This is a genomic window from Rhodococcus ruber, assembly GCF_027270735.1.
GTDB classification, from domain to species: Bacteria; Actinomycetota; Actinomycetes; order Mycobacteriales; family Mycobacteriaceae; genus Rhodococcoides; species Rhodococcoides rubrum_A.
Genome location: NZ_JAPWIJ010000001.1, coordinates 748,794 through 769,097 on the forward strand (window position 1 = coordinate 748,794; position 20,304 = coordinate 769,097).

General features: G+C 64.1%; 20 protein-coding genes. 12 read left to right on the forward strand and 8 right to left on the reverse strand.

What is annotated here, in order from left to right:
* Window positions 1-4: 4 nt before the first annotated feature.
* Genes O4220_RS03650 through O4220_RS03665 form a run of 4 tightly spaced genes read right to left on the reverse strand, consistent with a single transcriptional unit; the run spans window position 5 to window position 3,115 of the window.
* Window positions 5-652, reverse strand: a complete 648-nt coding sequence (locus tag O4220_RS03650; RefSeq protein ID WP_269602203.1) for an SAM-dependent methyltransferase — start codon at window positions 650-652, stop codon at window positions 5-7.
* A complete protein-coding gene (locus O4220_RS03655) occupies window positions 649-1,398 on the reverse strand; it encodes a PIG-L deacetylase family protein (protein WP_269602204.1) in 750 nt (249 codons plus the stop codon). Before O4220_RS03655 ends, O4220_RS03650 begins: the two co-directional genes overlap by 4 nt.
* Complete coding sequence (locus tag O4220_RS03660; protein ID WP_269602205.1) at window positions 1,392-2,387, reverse strand: acyl-CoA dehydrogenase family protein; 996 nt, start codon at window positions 2,385-2,387, stop codon at window positions 1,392-1,394. Before O4220_RS03660 ends, O4220_RS03655 begins: the two co-directional genes overlap by 7 nt.
* Complete coding sequence (locus O4220_RS03665) at window positions 2,384-3,115, reverse strand: glycosyltransferase (protein WP_269602206.1); 732 nt, start codon at window positions 3,113-3,115, stop codon at window positions 2,384-2,386. Before O4220_RS03665 ends, O4220_RS03660 begins: the two co-directional genes overlap by 4 nt.
* Before the next feature lie 298 nt (window positions 3,116-3,413).
* Here O4220_RS03665 and O4220_RS03670 point away from each other — a divergent pair, with 298 nt between their 5' ends.
* The 5 genes from O4220_RS03670 (at window position 3,414) to O4220_RS03690 (ending at window position 8,694) form a co-directional block, all read left to right on the forward strand.
* Complete coding sequence (locus O4220_RS03670) at window positions 3,414-4,328, forward strand: L,D-transpeptidase (protein ID WP_269602207.1); 915 nt, start codon at window positions 3,414-3,416, stop codon at window positions 4,326-4,328.
* 107 nt (window positions 4,329-4,435) lie between these two features.
* Entirely contained in the window at window positions 4,436-5,368 is a 933-nt protein-coding gene (locus O4220_RS03675; protein ID WP_269602208.1) for a carbohydrate ABC transporter permease, read from the forward strand.
* Window positions 5,365-6,255: a carbohydrate ABC transporter permease gene (locus tag O4220_RS03680; RefSeq protein WP_269602209.1), complete on the forward strand. Its 891-nt coding sequence runs from the start codon at window positions 5,365-5,367 to the stop codon at window positions 6,253-6,255. Before O4220_RS03675 ends, O4220_RS03680 begins: the two co-directional genes overlap by 4 nt.
* A 28-nt stretch (window positions 6,256-6,283) precedes the next feature.
* On the forward strand, window positions 6,284-7,609 hold the full coding sequence (locus O4220_RS03685) for an ABC transporter substrate-binding protein (protein WP_269602210.1): 1,326 nt from the start codon (window positions 6,284-6,286) through the stop codon (window positions 7,607-7,609).
* On the forward strand, window positions 7,609-8,694 hold the full coding sequence (locus tag O4220_RS03690; RefSeq protein ID WP_269602211.1) for an ABC transporter ATP-binding protein: 1,086 nt from the start codon (window positions 7,609-7,611) through the stop codon (window positions 8,692-8,694). The genes O4220_RS03685 and O4220_RS03690 overlap by 1 nt, the downstream gene beginning before the upstream one ends.
* Here the strand turns inward: O4220_RS03690 and O4220_RS03695 are convergent.
* Both O4220_RS03695 and O4220_RS03700 read right to left on the reverse strand, forming a co-directional pair.
* A complete protein-coding gene (locus tag O4220_RS03695; RefSeq protein WP_269602212.1) occupies window positions 8,672-9,982 on the reverse strand; it encodes a cytochrome P450 in 1,311 nt (436 codons plus the stop codon). The two genes, O4220_RS03690 and O4220_RS03695, sit on opposite strands and share 23 nt — an antisense overlap.
* 33 nt (window positions 9,983-10,015) lie before the next feature.
* On the reverse strand, window positions 10,016-11,974 hold the full coding sequence (locus tag O4220_RS03700) for a M13 family metallopeptidase (RefSeq protein WP_269602213.1): 1,959 nt from the start codon (window positions 11,972-11,974) through the stop codon (window positions 10,016-10,018).
* Window positions 11,975-12,028: 54 nt separating this feature from the next.
* Between O4220_RS03700 and O4220_RS03705 the strand changes: the two genes are divergently transcribed.
* From O4220_RS03705 to O4220_RS03720, 4 genes are all read left to right on the forward strand, one after another.
* Window positions 12,029-12,643 carry a TetR/AcrR family transcriptional regulator gene (locus O4220_RS03705; RefSeq protein ID WP_269602214.1) on the forward strand — a complete coding sequence of 205 codons (615 nt, stop codon included), beginning with the start codon at window positions 12,029-12,031 and terminating at the stop codon, window positions 12,641-12,643.
* Window positions 12,640-13,551 (forward strand): ABC transporter ATP-binding protein, encoded by a 912-nt coding sequence (locus O4220_RS03710; protein ID WP_269602215.1) that lies wholly within the window; start codon window positions 12,640-12,642, stop codon window positions 13,549-13,551. Before O4220_RS03705 ends, O4220_RS03710 begins: the two co-directional genes overlap by 4 nt.
* Complete coding sequence (locus O4220_RS03715; protein WP_269602216.1) at window positions 13,548-15,131, forward strand: ABC transporter permease; 1,584 nt, start codon at window positions 13,548-13,550, stop codon at window positions 15,129-15,131. Before O4220_RS03710 ends, O4220_RS03715 begins: the two co-directional genes overlap by 4 nt.
* A gap of 101 nt (window positions 15,132-15,232) precedes the next feature.
* On the forward strand, window positions 15,233-16,342 hold the full coding sequence (locus O4220_RS03720) for a GGDEF domain-containing protein (RefSeq protein ID WP_269602217.1): 1,110 nt from the start codon (window positions 15,233-15,235) through the stop codon (window positions 16,340-16,342).
* 49 nt (window positions 16,343-16,391) lie between these two features.
* On the opposite strand, the gene O4220_RS03725 is transcribed toward O4220_RS03720, so the two are convergent.
* Both O4220_RS03725 and O4220_RS03730 read right to left on the reverse strand, forming a co-directional pair.
* Window positions 16,392-16,868, reverse strand: a complete 477-nt coding sequence (locus O4220_RS03725; protein WP_269602218.1) for a DUF4190 domain-containing protein — start codon at window positions 16,866-16,868, stop codon at window positions 16,392-16,394.
* A 112-nt stretch (window positions 16,869-16,980) separates the two neighbouring features.
* Window positions 16,981-17,745 (reverse strand): pirin family protein, encoded by a 765-nt coding sequence (locus O4220_RS03730; protein ID WP_269602219.1) that lies wholly within the window; start codon window positions 17,743-17,745, stop codon window positions 16,981-16,983.
* Between the two features lie 156 nt (window positions 17,746-17,901).
* Between O4220_RS03730 and O4220_RS03735 the strand changes: the two genes are divergently transcribed.
* From O4220_RS03735 to O4220_RS03745, 3 genes are all read left to right on the forward strand, one after another.
* Window positions 17,902-19,287 (forward strand): maltokinase N-terminal cap-like domain-containing protein, encoded by a 1,386-nt coding sequence (locus O4220_RS03735; protein WP_269602220.1) that lies wholly within the window; start codon window positions 17,902-17,904, stop codon window positions 19,285-19,287.
* A gap of 74 nt (window positions 19,288-19,361) precedes the next feature.
* Window positions 19,362-19,529 (forward strand): hypothetical protein, encoded by a 168-nt coding sequence (locus tag O4220_RS03740; protein ID WP_155289282.1) that lies wholly within the window; start codon window positions 19,362-19,364, stop codon window positions 19,527-19,529.
* Window positions 19,530-19,681: 152 nt separating this feature from the next.
* Complete coding sequence (locus O4220_RS03745; protein WP_332112796.1) at window positions 19,682-20,122, forward strand: GtrA family protein; 441 nt, start codon at window positions 19,682-19,684, stop codon at window positions 20,120-20,122.
* The last annotated feature ends 182 nt before the right edge of the window (window positions 20,123-20,304 follow it).

Below are 20,304 nucleotides of genomic sequence, written 5' to 3' on the forward strand. Positions count from 1 at the left end.
GCCGTCAGCGCACGTCCAGGCCGTCCGTACTCGCGACCGACACTGCGGGACCATCCGAGGCGACGAAGACCTCGATGCGGACATCCTCGTCCAGGTAGCGGCTGAGCAATGCCAATCCTGGTGTTGTGGCGATGATCTCGTGTACTCGATCCCCCGAGATCGGGTAGTCGTCCACATCGTGACGCCAGTGCGCTGCCACAAGTGTGCCGCCGATCTCGAGATGATCGACGACGCGATTCACGGCCGACGCCAGATCGGCGGCATCGAGGTAGTACCCGACCTCGCTGACGACGATCAGATCGAAGGGAACCTGTGCGTCGGGCAGGGCCGACCAGTCGTCCGTCAAAGACCACAGCGCGAATTCCACTGCAGCAGAATCTTGTACGCGAGCGCGCGCTGAATCGAGGGCGCTCTGCACCACGTCGGTCGACACCACGTGCTCGCACCGGGTGGCCAACTGTTCGGTGAGTACACCGATCGAACAACCGGGCTCCAATGCCCGCCGGTACTGCGGCTTGGGTAGCGACGCCATGGTCAGCGCATACTTACGCCGCTCGTACCACTTGCTGTCGAGCATGAACGGATCGTCCTTCGCTGCATAGACATTGCGGAAGTAGTCGGCGCTCAGACTCGGTCGAGAACCCTGGCTCATGCGAACACCACCTCGAACGGTCGCCGGTAGCGGGCCAGGATGTGCGGCGGCAACACGGCTCGATCCGCGGGGTGATCGGACAGGGGCCGTATCTGAGAGTCGAACTGCTCGATGGATGCTCGTTTGGCCTCGAGGGCGTGCGGTGGAAGATCAATGCGGCGACACCGCGTCCACGGCACCGCCGGATGCTCCGGAGTTGCCCAGTGCCACATCCAGATCGGGTACTCCACCACCGGTATCCCCACCGCGTTCGCCGCCGTGAGACAGGCTCTCGCGGTGGCTTCGTGATCGGGATGGCCGTCCCCACGCCACGGCGTCAGGCACCAGGTACCCGGGGTGGCGTCGAGCAGTGGCATCAACGCCTCGGCCACTGCACTTTCGTGGTGCTCGACGGCACCGTCGGTGAACTGCAGACGCGTCGGAGAGTGGTCGATCCCCAGCTCGGCAAGTGCGCGTTCGGACTCGACGGGTCGTCGCACACGCAGGTCCTCGGCCGTCACCGTCGGGGAACCGGGATGTGACCCGTCGCCGTCGGTCACCGCGACCACCCGCACGTCGACGCCTGCCGCGGCCGCCAACGACAGCAACCCACCGACGCCGAGAATCTCGTCGTCCGGGTGGGGGGCGACGACGACCATGGTGACGACGTCCTTCCATTCGAGGCCGGGGACGGACCAATCGGCCGTCATCCAATCCGATTCTGCGGTGCCGACATCGACTTCGGCGTCGAAAGCGTTCTCTACCACGGGTTGTCCTCCTCGGCGATGTCGCGGCCGAGGGCTTCGAGGTCGCGCTCGGCGTGGCTCTGCCGCAGGTAGACGGTGAGGTCGGCGACGCGTCCGGCATGCTCCGCATCGCCGCACAGGGGGCCGGCACCGAGAGCCCTGCCGACGCGGTCGATGCACTGCGTGGCCGTATCCTCGACGACAGCGCGCACGATTCGCGCCCGCGTTCGCGCGCGACCGGATCGGTCGAACGGGTCTGCGTCCACCTCGGCCGCTGCGGTGGTCAGCGCGCTCGACGCCGCGCCGAGTGCCGCCGCGATGGCACCGAGATGGGCCGCGCGATGTGGATCCGGCCGCTCTCGGACTGCAGCGTGCAGGGTGTCCGCGACGGCGCACGCGCTGCCGAACCAAGCCGCCGAAACTCCGATCGCCCCGTGCCAGAAGCCCGGTCGAGTCAGGTAGTCGGTCGGACCTCCGACCGTGACGGCGGGGACGGCATCGAAGGCAACCGAACCCGAATCGCTCTCGCTCATGCCCACGGCATGCCAGGTGTTCGGTACCGGGGCGACGCCCTCATGTCTCAGATCGACGGCGAACAACCGGGGACTTCCGTCCACGCGGGCGGTCACCAGAGCATGCGTGCACAACGACGCGCCGGAGCACCAGGGCTTGGTTCCGGTCAGAACCCAGCCCGAATCCTGCTGGACCGCTTCGAGAATCGGTGCCGGCGGTTCCGCTGCCCATACTCCCCAGATCTGCCCGCGCTCCGGCGTCGGGCCGTCGAGTTCGTGCAAGATCGCGATGGCATCGGTGTGCGCCTCCGACCATCTGCCGAGAACCGTGTTGTGCCGACTGAGAGCGGCGAGCGATTGCCATCGCAGATCTGTGTAGCCCGACCCGGGCAGGGCCAGGTCGAGACGCCCGTCGGCCTCGAAAGCGAGGAAGGCGGCGCGCAGCCCTGTGTTCTGTTTCGGGGGGTCGAGCGATTCGCGAAATTCGGTGTCGATCATGCGGAAGGCTCCAGAGAACGTAGGAATTCGGCCATACCGTCGGGCGCTCTGCCCCGGAGTCGGCCCGACGTGGTGACCGAGATGTCGCACACCCGACGGCACGCGATGCCGGCGAGCTCGAGGCGTCGGACCAGATCGTGATCCTCGCCGGTGGCCAGCGGCGCGAATCCGCCGACGGAGCGGTAGTCCGTCGCTCGGACGCCGAGATTGGCGCCGTGTACGTGTGGATGGCCTAGTTCGTGTCGATAGTGCGCGTCGTAGGTCGATCGCAGCCGCACGTCTTCTTCGACTCGGCCCTCGAAATCGACCGACACCGTTCCTGCCACCGCCCGAGCGCCGTCGGCGGCGTGCCGAAGATGGCCGAGCAGCCAGTCCTCGCCCACCCGGGTGTCGGCGTCGGTGGTGGCGAACCAGGTGGTGGCTGCGAGTTCCGAGGCGTAGCTCGAGAATCCGGCTGCCCGGGCCGCTCCGACGTTGCGATGCGCAACTGTCACGGTCGACACCGACGGGTGACGAGCGGCGATCGAGGCGGAGCCGTCGGTGCACGCATCGAGCACGACGATCGTCGATACGGTTACCGGGGCCACTTCGGCGACGCGACGCTCTGCCCGCGACAGTGCCGTCAGGCAGGCGTCGAGCAGATCCTGTTCGTTGTGCGCTGGTACGACCACGACGATGTGGCTGACGGGGGTACGGCTGGGGATATGGGGAGAAACTTCGACGACCACGGTCCACCCTTTTCAGACACCGGACTGGAGAACAGTCCGCGAACGGGAAACCGCCGGTGTCTGGACGGATGAGGTTCTCTCTCTAGTACCCGTTCCCGGCCTGCCGACACATGCGCTCTGGCCAGCAGAGACAATGTCCGGGTCGGGTTGGCGCAAGGTACTCGTACTCGGGGTTTCTTTCGGCCGTTTCGGAAATATCCGATTAGCAAATGTCCGAGCGGTATGTGTTAATGGGCGTTGCCCCGTGGCAGCACTGCTGATGGGCATCACGACGCAGTACGAAGGATGGTCGGGTCACATGGCAACACAGGTTCGCACTCGCAGGTTCGCCCGTATCGGGGTAATCGTCGCAGGTACAGCCCTTGCTGCATCGGCAGCATTCGGATCGGCGCAGGCCGCGCCGCTGTGGCCGGGTGGCCCGGACATCTCCATTCCTGGCATGCCCGGGTCCTCGGATCCCGCCGCGCCTGCGCCCGCTCCGCAGCAGCTCGTTCCGCAGCTCGCACCTGCCAACTTCGCAGATCCGAGCATCAGCCCGTCCGGCGGCGAGGTCGTCGGAGTTGCGCAGCCCATCGCAATCCGCTTCGACGAGGCCATCGGCGATCGCGATGCCGCACTGCGGGCCATTCGTGTCACCACGAACCCGTCGGTCGACGGCCACTTCTACTGGATCAACGACACCCAGGTGCGGTGGCTGCCCAATGAGTTCTACCCGGCGCACACCCAGGTGACCGTCGAAGCAGGCGGCGCGAAGGCGGAGTTCTCCACCGGCGACTCGATCATCACCACTGCCGACGACAACACCAAGCAGATCACCGTCACCCGCAACGGTGAAGTCGTCAAGACCATGCCCACCTCGATGGGCAAGGTCGGCCACGAAACTCCGAACGGCACCTACATCGTCGGCGAGCGCTTCCGCGACATGTACATGGACTCGTCCACCTACGGCGTCCCGGTGGACTCCGAGGAGGGCTACCGCACGTACGTCGAGTACGCCACGCGAATTTCCTACAGCGGCATCTTCGTGCACGCGGCCCCGTGGTCGGAATCCCAGCAGGGCTACTCGAACTCCTCGCACGGCTGCCTCAACGTCAGCACCGAAGACGGTAAGTGGTTCTTCGAGAACGCCCAGAAGGGCGACCCCGTCATCGTCGTCAACACCGACGGCGGCACCTTGAGTGGATCCGACGGCCTCGGAGACTGGAACCGCTGAGACCTGGGTCATTCCGCAGGCTCCACTCCTGCGCGGCGTCGACGCCGAACACCTGAGTTCGGGCAATCTTCACCGCTCGTTCTCTTTGTCTGAGTAATATTTTCGCGATGAGCACAACGACCGAGCGGGTGCTGCCCGCGGCACGGAAGAAGGGCTTCTTCCATCGGCCGTGGACCGATTACGCGCTGTTCGTCATCCTGGTCGGGCCGAACCTGGCGCTCTTGGCGATATTCACATACCGGCCGCTGGTGGAGAACTTCCAATTCTCGTTCTTCGACTGGAACCTCTCGTCACCCACTTCTACGTTCGTCGGCTTCGAGAACTATCGCGAGTGGGCCTCGCGCGACGACACCTGGCAGATCGTCGGCAACACCGTGGTGTTCACAGTCGCGGCGGTTGTCGGCTCGTTGGTGCTCGGCCTGGTGCTCGCCCTACTGCTGGATCGAAAGCTCAAAGGCCGCAACTTCGTTCGGTCGGCAGTATTCGCCCCGTTCGTCATTTCCGGCGCGGCGATCGGGATCGCGTTCCAGTTCGTGTTCGATCCCAACTTCGGTCTGATTCAGGACCTGCTCAGACGCTTCGGCCTCGGCACGGTCCCGGATTTCTACCAGGACCCGAAGTGGGCCATGGTCATGATCACCGTGACGTATCTGTGGAAGAACCTGGGCTACACCTTCGTCATCTACCTCGCGGCTCTGCAGGGTGTGCGCAAGGAACTGATGGAAGCGGCCGAGATCGATCAAGCGAGCCGCTGGACCACGTTCCGGAAAGTGCTTCTGCCGCAACTACGTCCGACGACGTTCTTCTTGTCGATCACAGTGCTGCTCAACTCGCTTCAGGTCTTCGACATCATCAACGTCATGACGCGTGGCGGCCCATTGGGCACCGGCACCACCACCATGGTGTATCAGGTCTACGAGGAGACGTTCCGTAACTTCCGGGCCGGGTACGGTGCCACGGTAGCAACGATCCTGTTCCTCGTATTGCTGGTCGTGACTCTCGTACAGGTGCGCATCATGGATCGAGGTGACCAGCGATGACCGTGGTGAACAGGCCGGATACCGTTCCGCCGAAGCACGTCGAGAACGACGGCGCCAGGCAGCGGACGCGACGCACCGCGAATCTGTTCGGCTACATAGCCATGGTGCTCGTGTTGTTGATGATCGGGTTGCCGCTGTTCTGGATTCTGATCACCTCGTTCAAAGACCGACCGGACATCTACGTGCAGCCGGTCACGTGGTGGCCCAGCGCTTTTCATCCGCAGAACTACGACCAGGCCACAACTCAGGTGCCGTTCTTCACGTACCTTCGCAACTCGTTCGTCATCACCACCGCCGTGTCGTCCATCAAGTTCGTTCTCGGTGTGCTCAGCGCGTATGGATTGGTGTTCTTCCGGTTCCCCGGAAAAAACATCGTGTTTCTGGTCATCATCGCCGCACTCATGGTGCCGAATCAGATCACGGTGATCTCGAACTACTCGTTGATCTCCGATCTGGGGTGGCGTAACTCGTTCCAGGGCATCATCATTCCTCTGGCAGGTGTCGCCTTCGGAACATTTCTGATGCGCAATCACTTCTTGTCGCTGCCATCGGAGATCATCGAAGCTGCACGGATGGACGGTGCCGGGCCGGCTCGATTGATGTTTCGCGTCGTGCTGCCGCTGTCGGGACCGACGATGGTTGCGTTCGGCATCATCACCATCGTCAACGAATGGAACGAGTACCTCTGGCCGTTCCTTATGTCCGACGACTCTTCCGTCGCACCACTTCCGGTCGGTTTGACGCTGTTACAGAACAGTGAGGGCTACACCAACTGGGGTGCCGTGATGGCAGCAACCATCCTGACCATTCTTCCGATCCTGCTCGTTTTTCTCGTTCTGCAACGTCACATGATCAAGGGCCTCACCTCCGGTGCGGTCAAGGGCTGATCACACCCATCAACAGGAGTCGAACACCATGGCACACATCATCAATCGACGCGGCTTCCTCACACTCGGCGGAGCGGCGGCCGCCGCCGCTGCCCTGGCCGCGTGCAGCGGACCCGGGTCGAGTTCCTCGGGTGGGCAGGCAGTCGAAGGCGAGGCAGGCACCATCAACTTCTGGTCCAGTCACCCCGGGCAGTCGCAGGAATTCGAGATGGAACTGATCGCACGGTTCCAAGCCGAGAACCCGGATCTGACGGTCAATCTCATCGATGGTGGAAAGAACTACGAGGAGGTGTCGCAGAAGTTCAACGCGGCACTGTCCGGCAACGATGTGCCCGACGTCGTCCTACTCTCGGACGTCTGGTGGTTCAACTACGCCCTCACCGGTGCGATCGAGCCACTGGACAAGCACTTCTCCGCGGCCGGAGTAGACCAGTCCGACTACGTGGATTCGCTTCTCGCCGATTACAACTGGAACGGCAGTCACTGGGCGTTGCCGTACTCGCGCTCGACGCCGCTGTTCTACTACAACAAGGCTGTCTGGCAGCAGGCCGGTCTGCCCGACCGCGGGCCGGCCACCTGGCAGGAATTCGACGAGTGGGGCCCGCGCATCCAGGCCGTTGTCGGAAACGGCAAGCTCGCCCACGGCTGGGGCAATGCCGTCGACTACCTCGGATGGACGTTCGAGGGCCCGATCTGGACGTTCGGTGGATCGTACTCGGATCAGTTCGAGTTGAAGTTCGACGACGAGAAGACAATTGCAGCAGGTCAGTTCCTCAAGGACATGATCCACACCAAGAAGTACGCCGCAGTGTCCAACGACATCGCCAATGATTTCGCTGCCGGCATCCTGGCGTCCACGATCGCCTCCACCGGCGATCTCTCGACCATCACCAAAGGTGCCGCCTTCGAGTTCGGCACCGCGTTCCTGCCGGCCACCGACGGCGCACCGGGCTGCCCCACCGGCGGTGCGGGCCTGGCCATCCCCGCGAAGATCTCGGACGAGCGAAAGGTGAACGCGCTCAAGTTCATCGACTTCGTCACCAACGGTGCCAACACCGCCTACTTCTCGCAGAACACCGGTTACATGCCGGTCCGCAAGTCGGCGCAGCAGGACCCGTCGGAGATTGCATTCCTCGAGGCCAACCCCAACGCCAAGACGGCCGTCGATCAATTGGCAAACACCCGTTCGCAGGATTATGCCCGCGTGTTCGTCCCCGGCGGCGACAAGATCATCGGTAGCGGACTCGAGCAGATCGCGCTGCAGAACGCCGATGTAGCAACGACATTCGCGTCGATCTCGGATCAGCTTCAGCAGATCATCGACCGCCAGATCACCCCGAAGCTGCCGAAGTAATGGCCGCCGTTCACTACGCCGGTGTCTCGCACCGGTACCCGGGAGCCGATTCGCTCGCTGTGGACAGCCTGGAACTCGACATCGCAGACGGTGAATTCATCGTCCTGGTCGGGCCATCGGGCTGTGGCAAGTCGACAAGTCTGCGGATGCTGGCCGGCCTCGAATCCGTCGAAAGCGGCCACATCGACATCGGCGGAGTGGACGTCACCTCGTTGGCACCGCGGGCCAGGGACGTCGCGATGGTGTTCCAGAACTACGCGCTGTACCCCAACATGACCGTCGCCGACAACATGGGTTTCGCGCTGCGCAATGCCGGGATGAGCAAGGCGGACACTGCCGCACGAGTGCTGGACGCGGCGAAGATGCTCGAGCTCGAGCCGCTGCTCGGTCGCAAACCCGGCAAGCTCTCCGGTGGCCAGCGCCAGCGAGTCGCGATGGGGCGCGCCATCGTGCGTCAACCCAAGGTGTTCTGCATGGACGAGCCGCTGTCCAACCTCGACGCCAAGCTGCGAGTGTCGACCAGAGCCCAGATCGCCGGGCTACAGCGACGATTGGGCACCACCACGGTGTACGTCACCCACGATCAGGTCGAGGCCATGACGATGGGTGACCGGGTTGCGGTACTGCTCGACGGCAAATTGCAGCAGATCGCCGCTCCTCGGGAGCTGTACGACAATCCCGTCAACACCTTTGTCGCCGGATTTATCGGTTCCCCCGGAATGAACCTCGTCGACGCACCCGTGCACGACGGTGCAGCTGTCCTCGGCGATCTGCGAATCTCCGTTCCGTCCTCGGCGCGCGAGCGCGTGGTGGTCGGAATTCGCCCCGAATCATGGGACCTGGTGGGCAACGGCAGTGACACCGGCCTCGACCTGACTGTCGAGCTGATCGAAGAGCTGGGCGCGGAGTCCTTCGTCTACGCGTCTGCACCCAGCTCCGAGCATGGTTGGACCACGCCGTCCGGGCGCATCTCGGTTCGCGTCGACCGCAAGCTGTCCATCGCACTGGCCGAAACCGTTCGACTGGTGCCCAAGCTGGACGAGTTGTTCTTCTTCGACTCCGCTACCGGTCTGCGGTTGTCGTAGCCGGTTCACCGAGATCGATCGGCAGGGTAGCCCAACCGTGTAGGACGCGGGTGTTGCGGCGGGTTCCCTCGCCTGCCGGGCGCAGGTGGGGGAACCTGTCGAACAGCGCTTTGAGGCCTACTTCCGATTCGGCCTTGGCCAGTGCTGCGCCGAGGCAGTAGTGGCGTCCGCCCGAGAACGACAGGTGCTTGCCTGCGTTGGCGCGGGTGACGTCGAATCTGTTCGGATCCTCGAACACCAGCGGGTCTCGGTTGGCACCGGCGAGCACGAGGATCACCAGTGATCCTTCCCTGATCGGCACGCCCTCCACCACGACATCGTGTTTGGCGGCCCGTGCGGTCAGCTGCACCGGAGATTCCATCCGCAACATCTCGTCGATGGCGGTGGGCCAGTGCGACGGATCCTGCTGCAGCACGGCGAGTTGATCGGGGTGATCGAGCAGCAATCGGATTCCGCTACCGAGCAGGTTGACGGTCGTCTCGAATCCTGCCGCCAGCACCAATCCTGCTGTGGCCCTGAGTTCTTCGTCGTTCAGGCCGATGCCCTCGTCCGTCGCGGCGATCAGCTGGCTCATCAGGTCGTCGCCGGGAGTGCGGCGCAGCTCGGTGATGTGCTGAGAGAGCCAGGCGTCGAACCCGATCAGTCCGCGCTCGACCTGCTTGAACTGGCTCCAGGACAATCCGATGTCGAGGCTCGGTGCGGCCATCTCACCGAATTCGAGAACCCGTTGGTTGTCCTCCACCGGAACGCCGAGGATGCGCCCGATCACCGCGACCGGCAGGCGCGCGCAGTAGCGATCGACGATGTCGACGACCGGAGAACCGTCGGACAGCTCGTCGAGCAGAGCGTCGGCGGTTTCCTGCACCTGATCGCGCATCTGCGCCACGGCCCGAGCGGTGAACACAGAGGACACCAGTTTGCGATACCGCGTGTGATCGGGCGGTTCGACCGAGAGGAGAGACGGCGGCAGAATCGGATGCAGGGCACCGGATCTGGTGTGTCGTTCGACCCACTGCAGCGGTGCGGGCAAGGTGCCGCCCAGCCGAGTGACTCTGAAGTCGTCCGAGCGGAGCAGGTCGAAGGCCACCCGATGGTGCACGGTGATGTTCGAGATGCGGGTCTTCACCAACGGTGCCGTGCCGCGCAGCTTTTCGTAGACCGGCGTCGGATTCGCCCGCGTCGCGGGATCGGCCACCAGCATGGCCTGCGGATCACCCGCTGCCGCTGCTCGTCTGGCCGCGAACCGAATGACCCCGTGCGCTGCAAGCCATCGTACGAATTCCCTCATCCGAACACCCTCCCCTTGTCCTACCCGGTACTACTACCAGATCTTGACGCGCTCACCCGGCTCCAAGTACAACGCATCTCCGGGCTGTACGTCGAAGGCTTGGTGGAAACTGTCCAGATTGCGCACGACGCCGTTGCAGCGGAACTCCGGCGGCGAGTGCGGATCGACGGCGAGACGACGGATCGCCTCGGCGTCTCGTGCCTTGGTGCGCCACACCTGCGACCAGCCGAAGAACACGCGCTGCAACCCGGTCAGGCCGTCGAGCACAGGCGCTTGCTTGCCCTCGAGCGAGATCTCGTACGCGGCGACCGCGATGGAGAGGCCGCCCAGATCGCCGATGTTCTCACCGATGGTGAATTCGCCGTTGACCTTGTGCCCCGGCAGCGCCGCGGGCTCGAACTCGTTGTACTGCTCGATCAGGGCCGTGGTGCGCTTGCCGAACTCGGTACGGTCGCTGTCGGTCCACCAATCGACCATGTTGCCGTCGCCGTCGTACTTGGCACCCTGGTCGTCGAATCCGTGGCCGATCTCGTGGCCGATCACCGCTCCGATGCCGCCGTAGTTGGCCGCGTCGTCTGCCTCCGGATCGAAGAACGGTGGCTGCAGAATGGCTGCGGGAAAGACGATTTCGTTCATGCCGGGGTTGTAGTAGGCATTGACGGTCTGCGGCGTCATGAACCACTCGTCGCGATCGACCGGACCGCCGAGCTTGTCGAGATCGCGCTGGTGGTCTGCGGTGTAGCCGCGGCGGTAGTTACCGAGCAGGTCGTCGGCGCTGATCTCCACGCCCGAGTAGTCGCGCCAGCTGTCGGGGTAGCCGATCTTGGGGGTGAACTTGTCCAGCTTGTCCAGAGCCTTTCGACGCGTCTCCGGACTCATCCATTCGAGCTCGGAGATGTTGCGGCGGTACGCCTCGGTGAGGTTCTCCACCAGCACCTGCATCCGCGCCTTGGAGTCGGCGGGGAAGTGGCGTTCGACATACAGCTTGCCCACGGCCTCGCCGAGAACATCCTGGACCAAGGAGACTCCACGCTTCCAGCGCTCCCGGTTCTCCTCGGTACCGGTCAGCGTCGTTCCGTAGAACGCGAAGTTCTCGTCGACGATCGCGCTCGTCAGGAAAGGCGCGCGCGAATGTACGACGCGCCAGGCGAGCCACGCCTTCCAGGCTTCGATGTCCTCGGAGGCCCACAGGGCAACGAAAGTGCCCAGGAACGACGGCTGCCGGACGACGATCTCGGCGAACTGCTCGGTCGATGCTCCGAGACCCGAAATCCATGCCGCCCAATTGAATCCGGGTTCGTTCTTGACGAGGGTGTCGAATTGGACGAGGTTGTAGCTCTTTTCGGCATCACGCCTGGCGACAACATCCCAGTGGCCTGCGGCAATTTTCTTCTCGAGGTCGAACACCGTCTGTGCGTCGTACTCGATACCGCTGAGCGCGAACATCTTCGAGATGTGCGCGATGTAGCTCGTACGAATCTCCGCGTATTCGTCCTGGCGGTAGTACGACTCGTCGGGCAGACCGATACCGGACTGGCTGAAGTGCACGAGGTAGCGATCGGACTGCTTGGCGTCGGTGTCGACGTACTGGCCGATGCCACCGCCCACTCCGGAGCGCTGCAAAGAGCCGAGAACGCCGGCGAGACCGACGAGGTCCGTCGCGTCGGAGACGGCGGTGAGCTCGTCGGCGATCGGCGTGACGCCGAGTTGCTCGGCACGGTCGGCATCCATGAAGCTGGAGAACAGGTCGCCGATCTTCTGTGCGTCGCTGCCCACGGGGGGATTCGCGGCGGCGGACTCTTCGATGATGGTCTGCACGTCCACCTCGGCGCGGTCGTACAACGTCCGGAAGGCTCCGTCGACGGCGCGGTCCGCCGGGATGTCGTAATTCTCGAGCCACTTGCCGTTGACGTGCACGAAGAGGTCGTCCTGCGCGCGTGTGTTCTCGTCCTGGTAGCTGAGATCGATGCCCGAGTTCACTACTGAAGTCATGCGTCCATCTTTACACTCTTGCGCTTGATTGAACGGGTGTTTAATGTGCTGCACATGCGTACAGCAACCGAGGATCTCACGACCAGGGCGCGAATCCGGGATACCGCGATCGACGTTTTCGGCGCACAGGGCTTCACCGCCGGGCTGCGGTCGATCGCCACTGCGGCAGGCGTCTCACCGGGGCTCGTCAACCACCACTTCGGATCCAAGGAGGGCCTGCGCACGGCCTGTGACGAGCACGTTCTGCGGGTGATCCGGGAATCGAAGTCCGCATCGGCAGGCCCCGCCGGGATGATGGAGCAGCTCGCTCGAATCGACGAGTACGCGCCGCTGGTCGCATACATCGTGCGGAGCTTCTCGGCGGGCGGCGCACTGGCGCGAGAGTTGTTCGAGCACATGGTCGACGACGCCGTCCGGTACATCGACGACGGTGTCCGCGACGGCAGGTTCACGCCCAGCCGAGACCCCGCGGCACGAGCTCGATTCATGACACGACAGAACGTGGGCGGTCTACTGCTGTACGCGGCGATGGCCGGCCCCGACGTCGACTTCGGTGAGGCTCTCACCGCGCTCGGTGACGAGGTCATGCTCCCGGCGCTCGAGCTCTACACCGACGGATTGTTCACCGATTCTCAGGCTTTGGACGCATACCTGGAGGCCAAGAAATGACCGAGGCAATCGAAGTCGACGGATTGGTGAAGACGTTCGGTTCGGTCCGCGCGCTCGACGGACTCGACCTGCGAGTCGAAACGGGGGAGGTGCACGGCTTCCTCGGCCCCAACGGAGCAGGTAAATCCACGACGATTCGAGTACTGCTCGGGCTCGTCCGGGCGACGTCCGGCACCGTGCGACTGCTCGGCGCGGACCCATGGCTCGACACCGTGGCGTTGCATCGACGTCTGGCCTACGTCCCGGGCGATGTGACGCTGTGGCCGTCGTTGACCGGCGGTGAGGTGATCGACCTTCTCGGCCGAATGCGCGGCGGCATCGACGCCACGCGCCGCGCCGAACTGCTCGAACGATTTGCGCTCGACCCCGGTAAGCGGAGCAGAACGTACTCCAAGGGCAATCGGCAGAAGGTGGCCCTGATCTCGGCCCTGGCATCGAACGTCGAGCTGTTGATTCTCGACGAACCCACATCAGGACTCGATCCGTTGATGGAACAGCACTTCGCCGACTGTGTGAAAGACGCTGCCCGACGCGGAGTCACGGTGCTGCTGTCGTCACACATCCTGTCCGAGGTCGATGCACTGTGCAGCTCGGTGACCATCGTCAAGGACGGTCGAACGGTGGATACCGGCACGCTGGCATCGATGCGGCACCTCACCCGAACGACGGTGACCGCCACCGTCGATCGAGTACCGGACGACCTCGCAACACTCGCCGGGGTCACTGCGGTCGATGTGGATTCAACGGGTCGTTCCGCAGGCTCCTCTCCTGGCGACACCACCGTCACCTGCACAGTGGAGAACGAGGCCCTCGCTGCGGTGATGCACGTCCTGGCCGATGCGGGAGTGCAGAGTTTGGTCAGCTCTGCGCCGACTCTCGAGGAGCTGTTCATGAGGTACTACGCATGAGCAGCCTGAGCGGCACGTGGTCGTTGCTGCGGTTGTACCTGCGCCGCGATCGCCTGGTAGCGCCGATATGGGTCGTTCTGCTCGGAGCGCTCCCGCTGCTGTACGCGGTCAGCTTCGAGGGGCTGTATCCGACGGCGGCAGACCGGCAAGCGTTCTATCTCGGCACCGAGGCAGTGCCGGCACAAGCGGCGCTCGTCGGGCCAATCTTCGGCAGCGACCTGGGTGCCCTGGTGTCGTGGCGCGCCGGACTGATGCTCACCCTCGTTCCGTTGGCGGCGATCCTCACCGTCGTTCGGCACACCCGTGGTGAGGAGGATGCGGGGCGCACCGAGCTGATCGGGTCGACTGCAGTGGGCAGATACGCAGGGCTGACAGCGGCCGTGTTGCTTGCGGGTGGCGGCGTGGTGGCGACGGGAGTGCTGTCGTTCGTCTCGCTGTGGGCCTTCGGTCTGCCGGTGGCCGGGAGTCTCGCGTTCGGTGCCTCGATCCTCGTCGTCGGTGCGGTGTTCGTCGGCTGCGCGGCGCTGGCGGCACAGGTGGCGTCCGGGGCCCGTGTGGCTCGCGGCTACGCCCTCGGCGTGCTGGCCGTGGCGTTCGTTCTCAGAGCTATCGGCGACATCGGCTCGGGAACCCTGTCGTGGTTCTCACCTATCGGCTGGTCGGCGCAGGTGCGGCCGTTCGCCGACGAGAGGTGGTGGCCGCTGCTGTTGTCGCTGGCGGCTGCGGCCGCGTTCTGTGCCGCGGCGTTCGTGGCAGCGAATCGACGCGATCTCGGTAGTGGTTTGCGGGCCGAACGCCGCGGCCGGGTAGCCGCCGTTCCGTCACTGTCCGGTCCCGTCGCTCTCGCGTGGCGGCTGTCCCGCGGAACCACCGTCGTCTGGACCGTCGGGCTCGCCCTGTTCGGAATCGCGATCGGCTCGTCCACGGACGGAATCGGTGACCAACTCGGCAGCAGCACCGCCATCAGCGACGCACTGAACAAGTTCGGGGGCACCACACTCGAACAATCCTTCATCGCGGCCGTGCTGAGCATCGTCGGCATCATGGTGGCGGCCTATTCGGTGTCGGCCCTGCTGCGGCTGCACGGTGAGGAAGAGACGGGTATGGCCGAGATCGCTCTCGCCACCGGCGTCACGCGGATTCGATGGTTGGCAGGGCATCTACTCCTGGCCGTCCTCGGCCCGGCGTGGCTGCTGCTTGTCGTCGGTCTCACCGTAGGGCTGACATACGGGTCGGCGGCCGGCGATGTCTCGGGCGAATTACCGTCCGTTGTGGGCGGCGCACTGGGTCAGCTCCCGGCCGTGTGGGTGGTGACGGCCATCGGCGTGGCTCTGTTCGGCGCTGTACCTCGGTTCGCGACTCTGCTGTGGGCGGTTCTGGGCGGTTTCGTCGCCCTGGGCCAGATCGGCTCCGTGGTGGGCATGCCGCAGCAGTTTCTCGATCTCTCGCCCTTCACGCACGTTCCGCGACTGCCGGGGGGTGCCATGTCCTTCGCGCCTATCGGGTGGCTCGTCGTAGTCGCTGCTGCCGTCGGCATCGGTGGAATCACAGTGTTCCGCCGAAGAGACATCCGGGGGTGACCTCGGTCGAATAGCATCAGACTCGGCCGATATGTCCGGCCCGGTCCGGCGGGAGAGCATCCGGTCCGGTGATGCTCGGCCGGAACGCGCATGGAGGTTACGTGCAATCGACATTCCTGCGCACGTGGTGGAACCAGCCACACAGCTACGAATCGGTGGTGAGCTACCTCGGCCTGCACGGTGCGCTCGCGCCGTACCGTCTCGCTGCTTCTCTGAGCACGTTCTCGTACGGACTCGGCGCAGCTGCGTTGCTGCTGCTCACCGACGCCCCGCCGACCTCGGCGGTAGGTAGGTGGATTTTCGTCGTTGCGATCGTGTCGACGCTCGTGGTCGGTGTCGCCTGGTTGAAGGCTCCATGGCCGTCGAAGCGTGTGTCCCTGTCGTTCGCTGCGTACTCGGACGTCGGAACCACTCTGGTTCTGCTGGCCTACGGCTCGCCTCAGGCCGTCTTCCTGGCCCTCGCGATGCTCGCAGCCAACAGCGTCTACGTCCAGCTCTTCCACAGTCCGAGAGTCATGGCGCTGCATCTACTGTGGGCCGGAACGGCCGTGGCGCTGTTCTTCGTGCTGATCTTGTTGTCGCCGAACACCGATACCGGTCTGGCAGTCGCGCAACTCGTGGTGCTCGTGCCCATCACGTTCATGGGCCCGACCTTCTTTCAATACCTGCTGCTCAAACTTCAGGTTCAAGCGCAGGCGGCCAACTTCGACCCGCTCACTCAGGTGCGGAACCGACGAGGGCTCGACGAGGCGCTACCGGTCTACTTCCTCGGTGCAGACAACGTTGCAGTGATGGTCGTGGACGTGGATCGATTCAAGTCGATCAACGACCTGTTCGGTCATCACCAAGGGGACGCGGCCCTGCAGCTCATCGCGCGTCGACTGGCCAAGGACGGTGTGCTGGTCGCGAGGGTGGGCGGCGAGGAGTTCGCGGTGGTGACCAAGCTGGCCGAGTACGAAGCCCGCGCATTGGCCGAGGAGTATCGAAGTGCCGCGCACTCTGCGGGCGACCTGGCACCTCTGACAGTGAGCATCGGTGTAGCGCACTGCGAGTACCCGAGGGCCGAAGGTGACGGTATCGGTGCCGATGTCGTCGCACTCACCACGCGACTGTTACGACGAGCAGACGCGGCGATGTACGAAGCCAAGAAGCAGGGCGGCAACCAGGTGGTGGTGGCTGACCTGTCGGCCCGAGGCGACCTGCCTGCCTGAGGACACCGGACCGGCCGAGGCACCGAGTTGCCGGTGCCTCAGCCGCGAATCAGTTCGGTGTCGAGTCGTCGTACTGGTTCTCGACGTCCTGCCGGAATTCGTCGGCACATTGCTGTTGCGCCGCAGAATCGCTGCCCGCGTTGCTGATGCAGTCGGTGAAGTCTTGTCCACCGACTGCGTTGAACAACCCGATGCCGGCGACAACGAGAACGATCGACAGTGCTGCGGCCACGACACCCAGAATGATCGCGATGAGGGACACGGTGCCGTTGGTGGCGACGCGCTTTTTGTACCTGGACCGTCCGATGAAGCCGAGAACGATGGCGATCAGGCCGAGGAGAATTCCGCCGACGACGGTCCAGGAGAACAACACACCCAGAATCGCCAGGACCAGCGCGACTGTGCCGATGGTGTTCTTCGGTGCTACCGGCTCCTGCTGATATCCGCCCTGCTGTGGGTATTCGCCAGGTGAAGGGTAGTTCCCGGGCGGCGGATAATCGCCGGGCGGCGGGTTCTGATTCGACACGTTGAGTACCTCCGAAGTCGGCGTTCGTGAACGCTGGGAGTGTATGCGGGTGTCTGCCGTGCACACACGCCCCAACATGTTCCCGTGATCAACTTGTCATCGAACGTACATGTCAGCCGCCGAGCCGCGAGTGCATCTCCCAGATCAGCACCTCGGCTGGTTCGGTTGCAGTAATACGTTGTCCGCCAGTCGAACTCATACGGACGGCGTCGCCCTCGTACAGTTCACCGACGCTCTCCATCGAGACGGTGCCGCGGGCGACGAAAACGTGGACGAAAGGCGCGTCGGGCACCGTTACCGATCTCCCGGGCAACAACCTGGCCGCGTGCAGCGCCGCCGACTTCTGCGAGATGCCGATTGCAGCCTCCCCACGGTGCTTCTCCATCCCCGACGCCACGGTGACCAGCCCGCCGCGCAGCAACTCGTCGCCGATTTCGAGTTGTTCGTATCCGGGCGTGGTGCCAGGACTGTCCGGCAACACCCACATCTGCACGAAGCGAACGGGTTCGGTGTGCCGATTGCCTTCGATGTTCCAGGAGTCGTTCTTCTCCGAGTGCATGATGCCCTTGCCCGCGCTCATCCGTTGCGCGAGTCCGGGATAGATGACTCCGGAATGGCCTATGGAATCCTGGTGCACCAGGGAACCCTGCACCACCCAGGTGACGATTTCCATGTCGCGATGCGGGTGTGTCTCGAAACCTTGACCGGCAGTGACGATGTCGTCGTTGTTGACCAGCAGCAGCCCGTGATGGGTGTTGTCGGGGTCGTAGTGCTGGCCGAAGGAGAACGAATGTTTCGAGTCCAGCCAGGACACACGGGTTTTCAGTCGATCACCTGCGCGGTGCACATCGATGTGGGCGGTCAGTGAAGCGGACATGTGACCACTCTACGAGCATGTCGGTGCACCGGCGTACGACCTGCATAACGTTCGGGTGTCGTTGCCGTCGGTGTGTGAGCGTCGCCGGGAGTGGGTAGGTTTCGCTTCGTACGGTCACAGCTCCGCAAACTCCCACGAAGGCGGCGAGAGATTCTCATGGTCGGTTCCAGCTCGAGTGCTTCACGCACGGTCGAACCTCAGCTCACGGAGGCGCTGGCGACGTGGCTACCGGCGCAACGGTGGTTCGGTGCAAAGGGGTCGACCGTGGATTCCGTGCAGATCCTGGAACGCGAAGTTCTTCGTGACGAACCGCATTTCGCGGCCGAGCACCTGCTGGTGGAGGTGCGAATGACACAGGACGGCGCGGTGGTGACGCAGACGTACCAGGTGCCGCTGGGGTTCCGCACGGAGCTGACCGACGAGCTCCGGCCTTGGGTGCTTCCGGTGGCGGGCGAGGTGGCCGTGTTCGACGGATTACGAGATCCCGAGATCATCGGTCTGTACGGCGACGCCTTCGCTTCCGGAAATTCCACGGGCAGCATCGAATTCAATATCGTCGACGGTTCGAGTGTGCCGAGCGGTCTGCCCGGTCGGGTTCTGGGGGCCGAGCAGTCCAACACCTCGGTGATCCTCGGTGATCTGCTGTTGCTCAAGCTGTTTCGACAGGTTCCGCCGGGCGTGAGCCCCGATGTGGAACTGCATCGCGCCCTGGCGGAGGCGGGCAGTGCCAACGTCGCACCGCTGCGAGGCTGGCTGGAAGCCGTCGTCGGCGGAGAGCCGACCACTCTGGGCATGATTCAGGACTTCGCGGCGAACTCCAACGAGGGCTGGACCGCAGCGCTGGCAAGTGTTCGGGAGGTGTTCGATTCTCCCGATACGCCGATCGAAGAACTGCCGGGCGATTTCGCTCGGGACGCGCATCGAATCGGAGCAGCTGTCGCGCACGTGCACCATGACCTGGCCTCGGTGCTGGGTACCGTCGAACGCTCGGTCGAATCGACCGCTGTCGAGGAGATTCTGGCTCGCATCTCGGGCGTGGCGCGGGTGGTGCCGGAGATCGCCCAGTACATTCCGGCGGCGACGGCACTCATCTCGCGGGCCGAGGCGTCGAACAGCACCACCGTGCAGCGCATCCACGGCGATCTGCACCTGGGGCAGGTGTTGGGGACTCCCGAGCGGTGGCTGCTCATCGACTTCGAGGGTGAGCCCGCCAAGACCTTGGCCGAGCGTAAGCAGATGGACAGCCCCTTGCGAGACGTCGCGGGAATGCTGCGCTCGTTCGACTATGCCGCCAACCACCTACTGGTCGATCAACCCGAGGACCCGTCGATGCGGGAGCGAGCCGACCTGTGGGCCGCGCGCAGCATCGCCGCCTTCTTCGACGGTTACGCCTCGGTGGCCGGGCAGGATCCGCGTGACGAGGCCGATCTGCTGCGCGCATACGAACTCGACAAGGCCGTCTACGAGGTTCTGTACGAGGCCCGCAACCGGCCGACCTGGTTGTCGTTGCCGATGCGTGCTGTGGAGCGCTTGGTGAGCTGATCGGTGAGCTGGGGGTGCACGTCGACGGGCCTGTCTACGACAAGTACCGTATTGCCTGACACGGGAGGCAGGACATGAACGGTATTTTGGCAATCTTCGGCATCGCGGTGGTCGTCATCACCATCCTCGTTGTGGTGGTACTCGTTGCGGTGTTGTTCGTAGCGTCGATCAAGCCCAACAGTCTCAACATCGACCTGGACCGTAAGAAGCGCGCTCGGGAAGAAAGTTCCTCCAAAGCCTGAGACGTCCGTCACGTCGGAGACCGATGTGCTCGTGTTCGGAGTTGTATCGAAGCGAAGCGCCGATCGACGCTTCCGGTTCTACAACTGGAGATCACGTGAGCACCTCTCTGAAAGCCTCGGCAACGCCTGGGCGGTCGGCCTGTGCGCCCCGTATGAAGTCGAGGATGCTCGGAGAATCGGTTCTCGCTCAGTTCACTCGGTTCGTGGTCGTCGGGGTATCGAGCAACGGTGTGTACGCCCTGTTGTTCGTGGCTCTTGCCTCCCTTGGATCGTTCACCGCAAATCTTGCAGGCGTCAGTGCCAGTACCGTCCTGGCCAACGAGCTGCACCGTCGTCACACTTTTCATGCGGCCGGCAGGGTCGGCTGGTTCCAAACTCAGTGGGAAGCCGGCGGGCTGGCTCTGATCGGCCTCGGTCTGAGTACCGCCTCACTGGCCGCGATGCACGTCCTCTTTCCGGGCGCACCGGCCTATGCCCAGGTTGTTGTCGTGATCGCCGTCAGCGGTCTCTTCGGGGCCGCCCGGTTCCTCGCTCTTCGTGGGTGGGTCTTCCGCGCACCGAACTTCTCCGGCCTCGAACCTGCCCAGCAATGACCTGTGACGTCGCACCACGCGGTGTCGGCGTCGGTTGCTACCTCTAACAGAATCTCGGCGAGGCTCCACACGCGCCGCATCCTTGGCCCTAGGCTCGTGAGCTGACGTCGATGCGAGGAGACATGCCAATGGCGAGGGATCTGACACAGCTCGAGCTTCTGCAGGAGCTGGTACCCACTGCC

Excerpts from the sequence above, each read along its gene's own strand:
- O4220_RS03680 (WP_269602209.1), top strand. The coding sequence starts at position 5,365 with ATGACCGTGGTGAACAGGCCGGATACCGTTCCGCCGAAGCACGTCGAG.
- O4220_RS03650 (WP_269602203.1), bottom strand. The coding sequence starts at position 652 with ATGAGCCAGGGTTCTCGACCGAGTCTGAGCGCCGACTACTTCCGCAAT.
- O4220_RS03670 (WP_269602207.1), top strand. The coding sequence starts at position 3,414 with ATGGCAACACAGGTTCGCACTCGCAGGTTCGCCCGTATCGGGGTAATC.
- O4220_RS03745 (WP_332112796.1), top strand. The coding sequence starts at position 19,682 with ATGAAGTCGAGGATGCTCGGAGAATCGGTTCTCGCTCAGTTCACTCGG.
- O4220_RS03695 (WP_269602212.1), bottom strand. The coding sequence starts at position 9,982 with ATGAGGGAATTCGTACGATGGCTTGCAGCGCACGGGGTCATTCGGTTC.
- O4220_RS03710 (WP_269602215.1), top strand. The coding sequence starts at position 12,640 with ATGACCGAGGCAATCGAAGTCGACGGATTGGTGAAGACGTTCGGTTCG.
- O4220_RS03700 (WP_269602213.1), bottom strand. The coding sequence starts at position 11,974 with ATGACTTCAGTAGTGAACTCGGGCATCGATCTCAGCTACCAGGACGAG.
- O4220_RS03705 (WP_269602214.1), top strand. The coding sequence starts at position 12,029 with ATGCGTACAGCAACCGAGGATCTCACGACCAGGGCGCGAATCCGGGAT.
- O4220_RS03690 (WP_269602211.1), top strand. The coding sequence starts at position 7,609 with ATGGCCGCCGTTCACTACGCCGGTGTCTCGCACCGGTACCCGGGAGCC.
- O4220_RS03715 (WP_269602216.1), top strand. The coding sequence starts at position 13,548 with ATGAGCAGCCTGAGCGGCACGTGGTCGTTGCTGCGGTTGTACCTGCGC.
- O4220_RS03735 (WP_269602220.1), top strand. The coding sequence starts at position 17,902 with ATGGTCGGTTCCAGCTCGAGTGCTTCACGCACGGTCGAACCTCAGCTC.
- O4220_RS03740 (WP_155289282.1), top strand. The coding sequence starts at position 19,362 with ATGAACGGTATTTTGGCAATCTTCGGCATCGCGGTGGTCGTCATCACC.
- O4220_RS03660 (WP_269602205.1), bottom strand. The coding sequence starts at position 2,387 with ATGATCGACACCGAATTTCGCGAATCGCTCGACCCCCCGAAACAGAAC.
- O4220_RS03685 (WP_269602210.1), top strand. The coding sequence starts at position 6,284 with ATGGCACACATCATCAATCGACGCGGCTTCCTCACACTCGGCGGAGCG.
- O4220_RS03730 (WP_269602219.1), bottom strand. The coding sequence starts at position 17,745 with ATGTCCGCTTCACTGACCGCCCACATCGATGTGCACCGCGCAGGTGAT.
- O4220_RS03675 (WP_269602208.1), top strand. The coding sequence starts at position 4,436 with ATGAGCACAACGACCGAGCGGGTGCTGCCCGCGGCACGGAAGAAGGGC.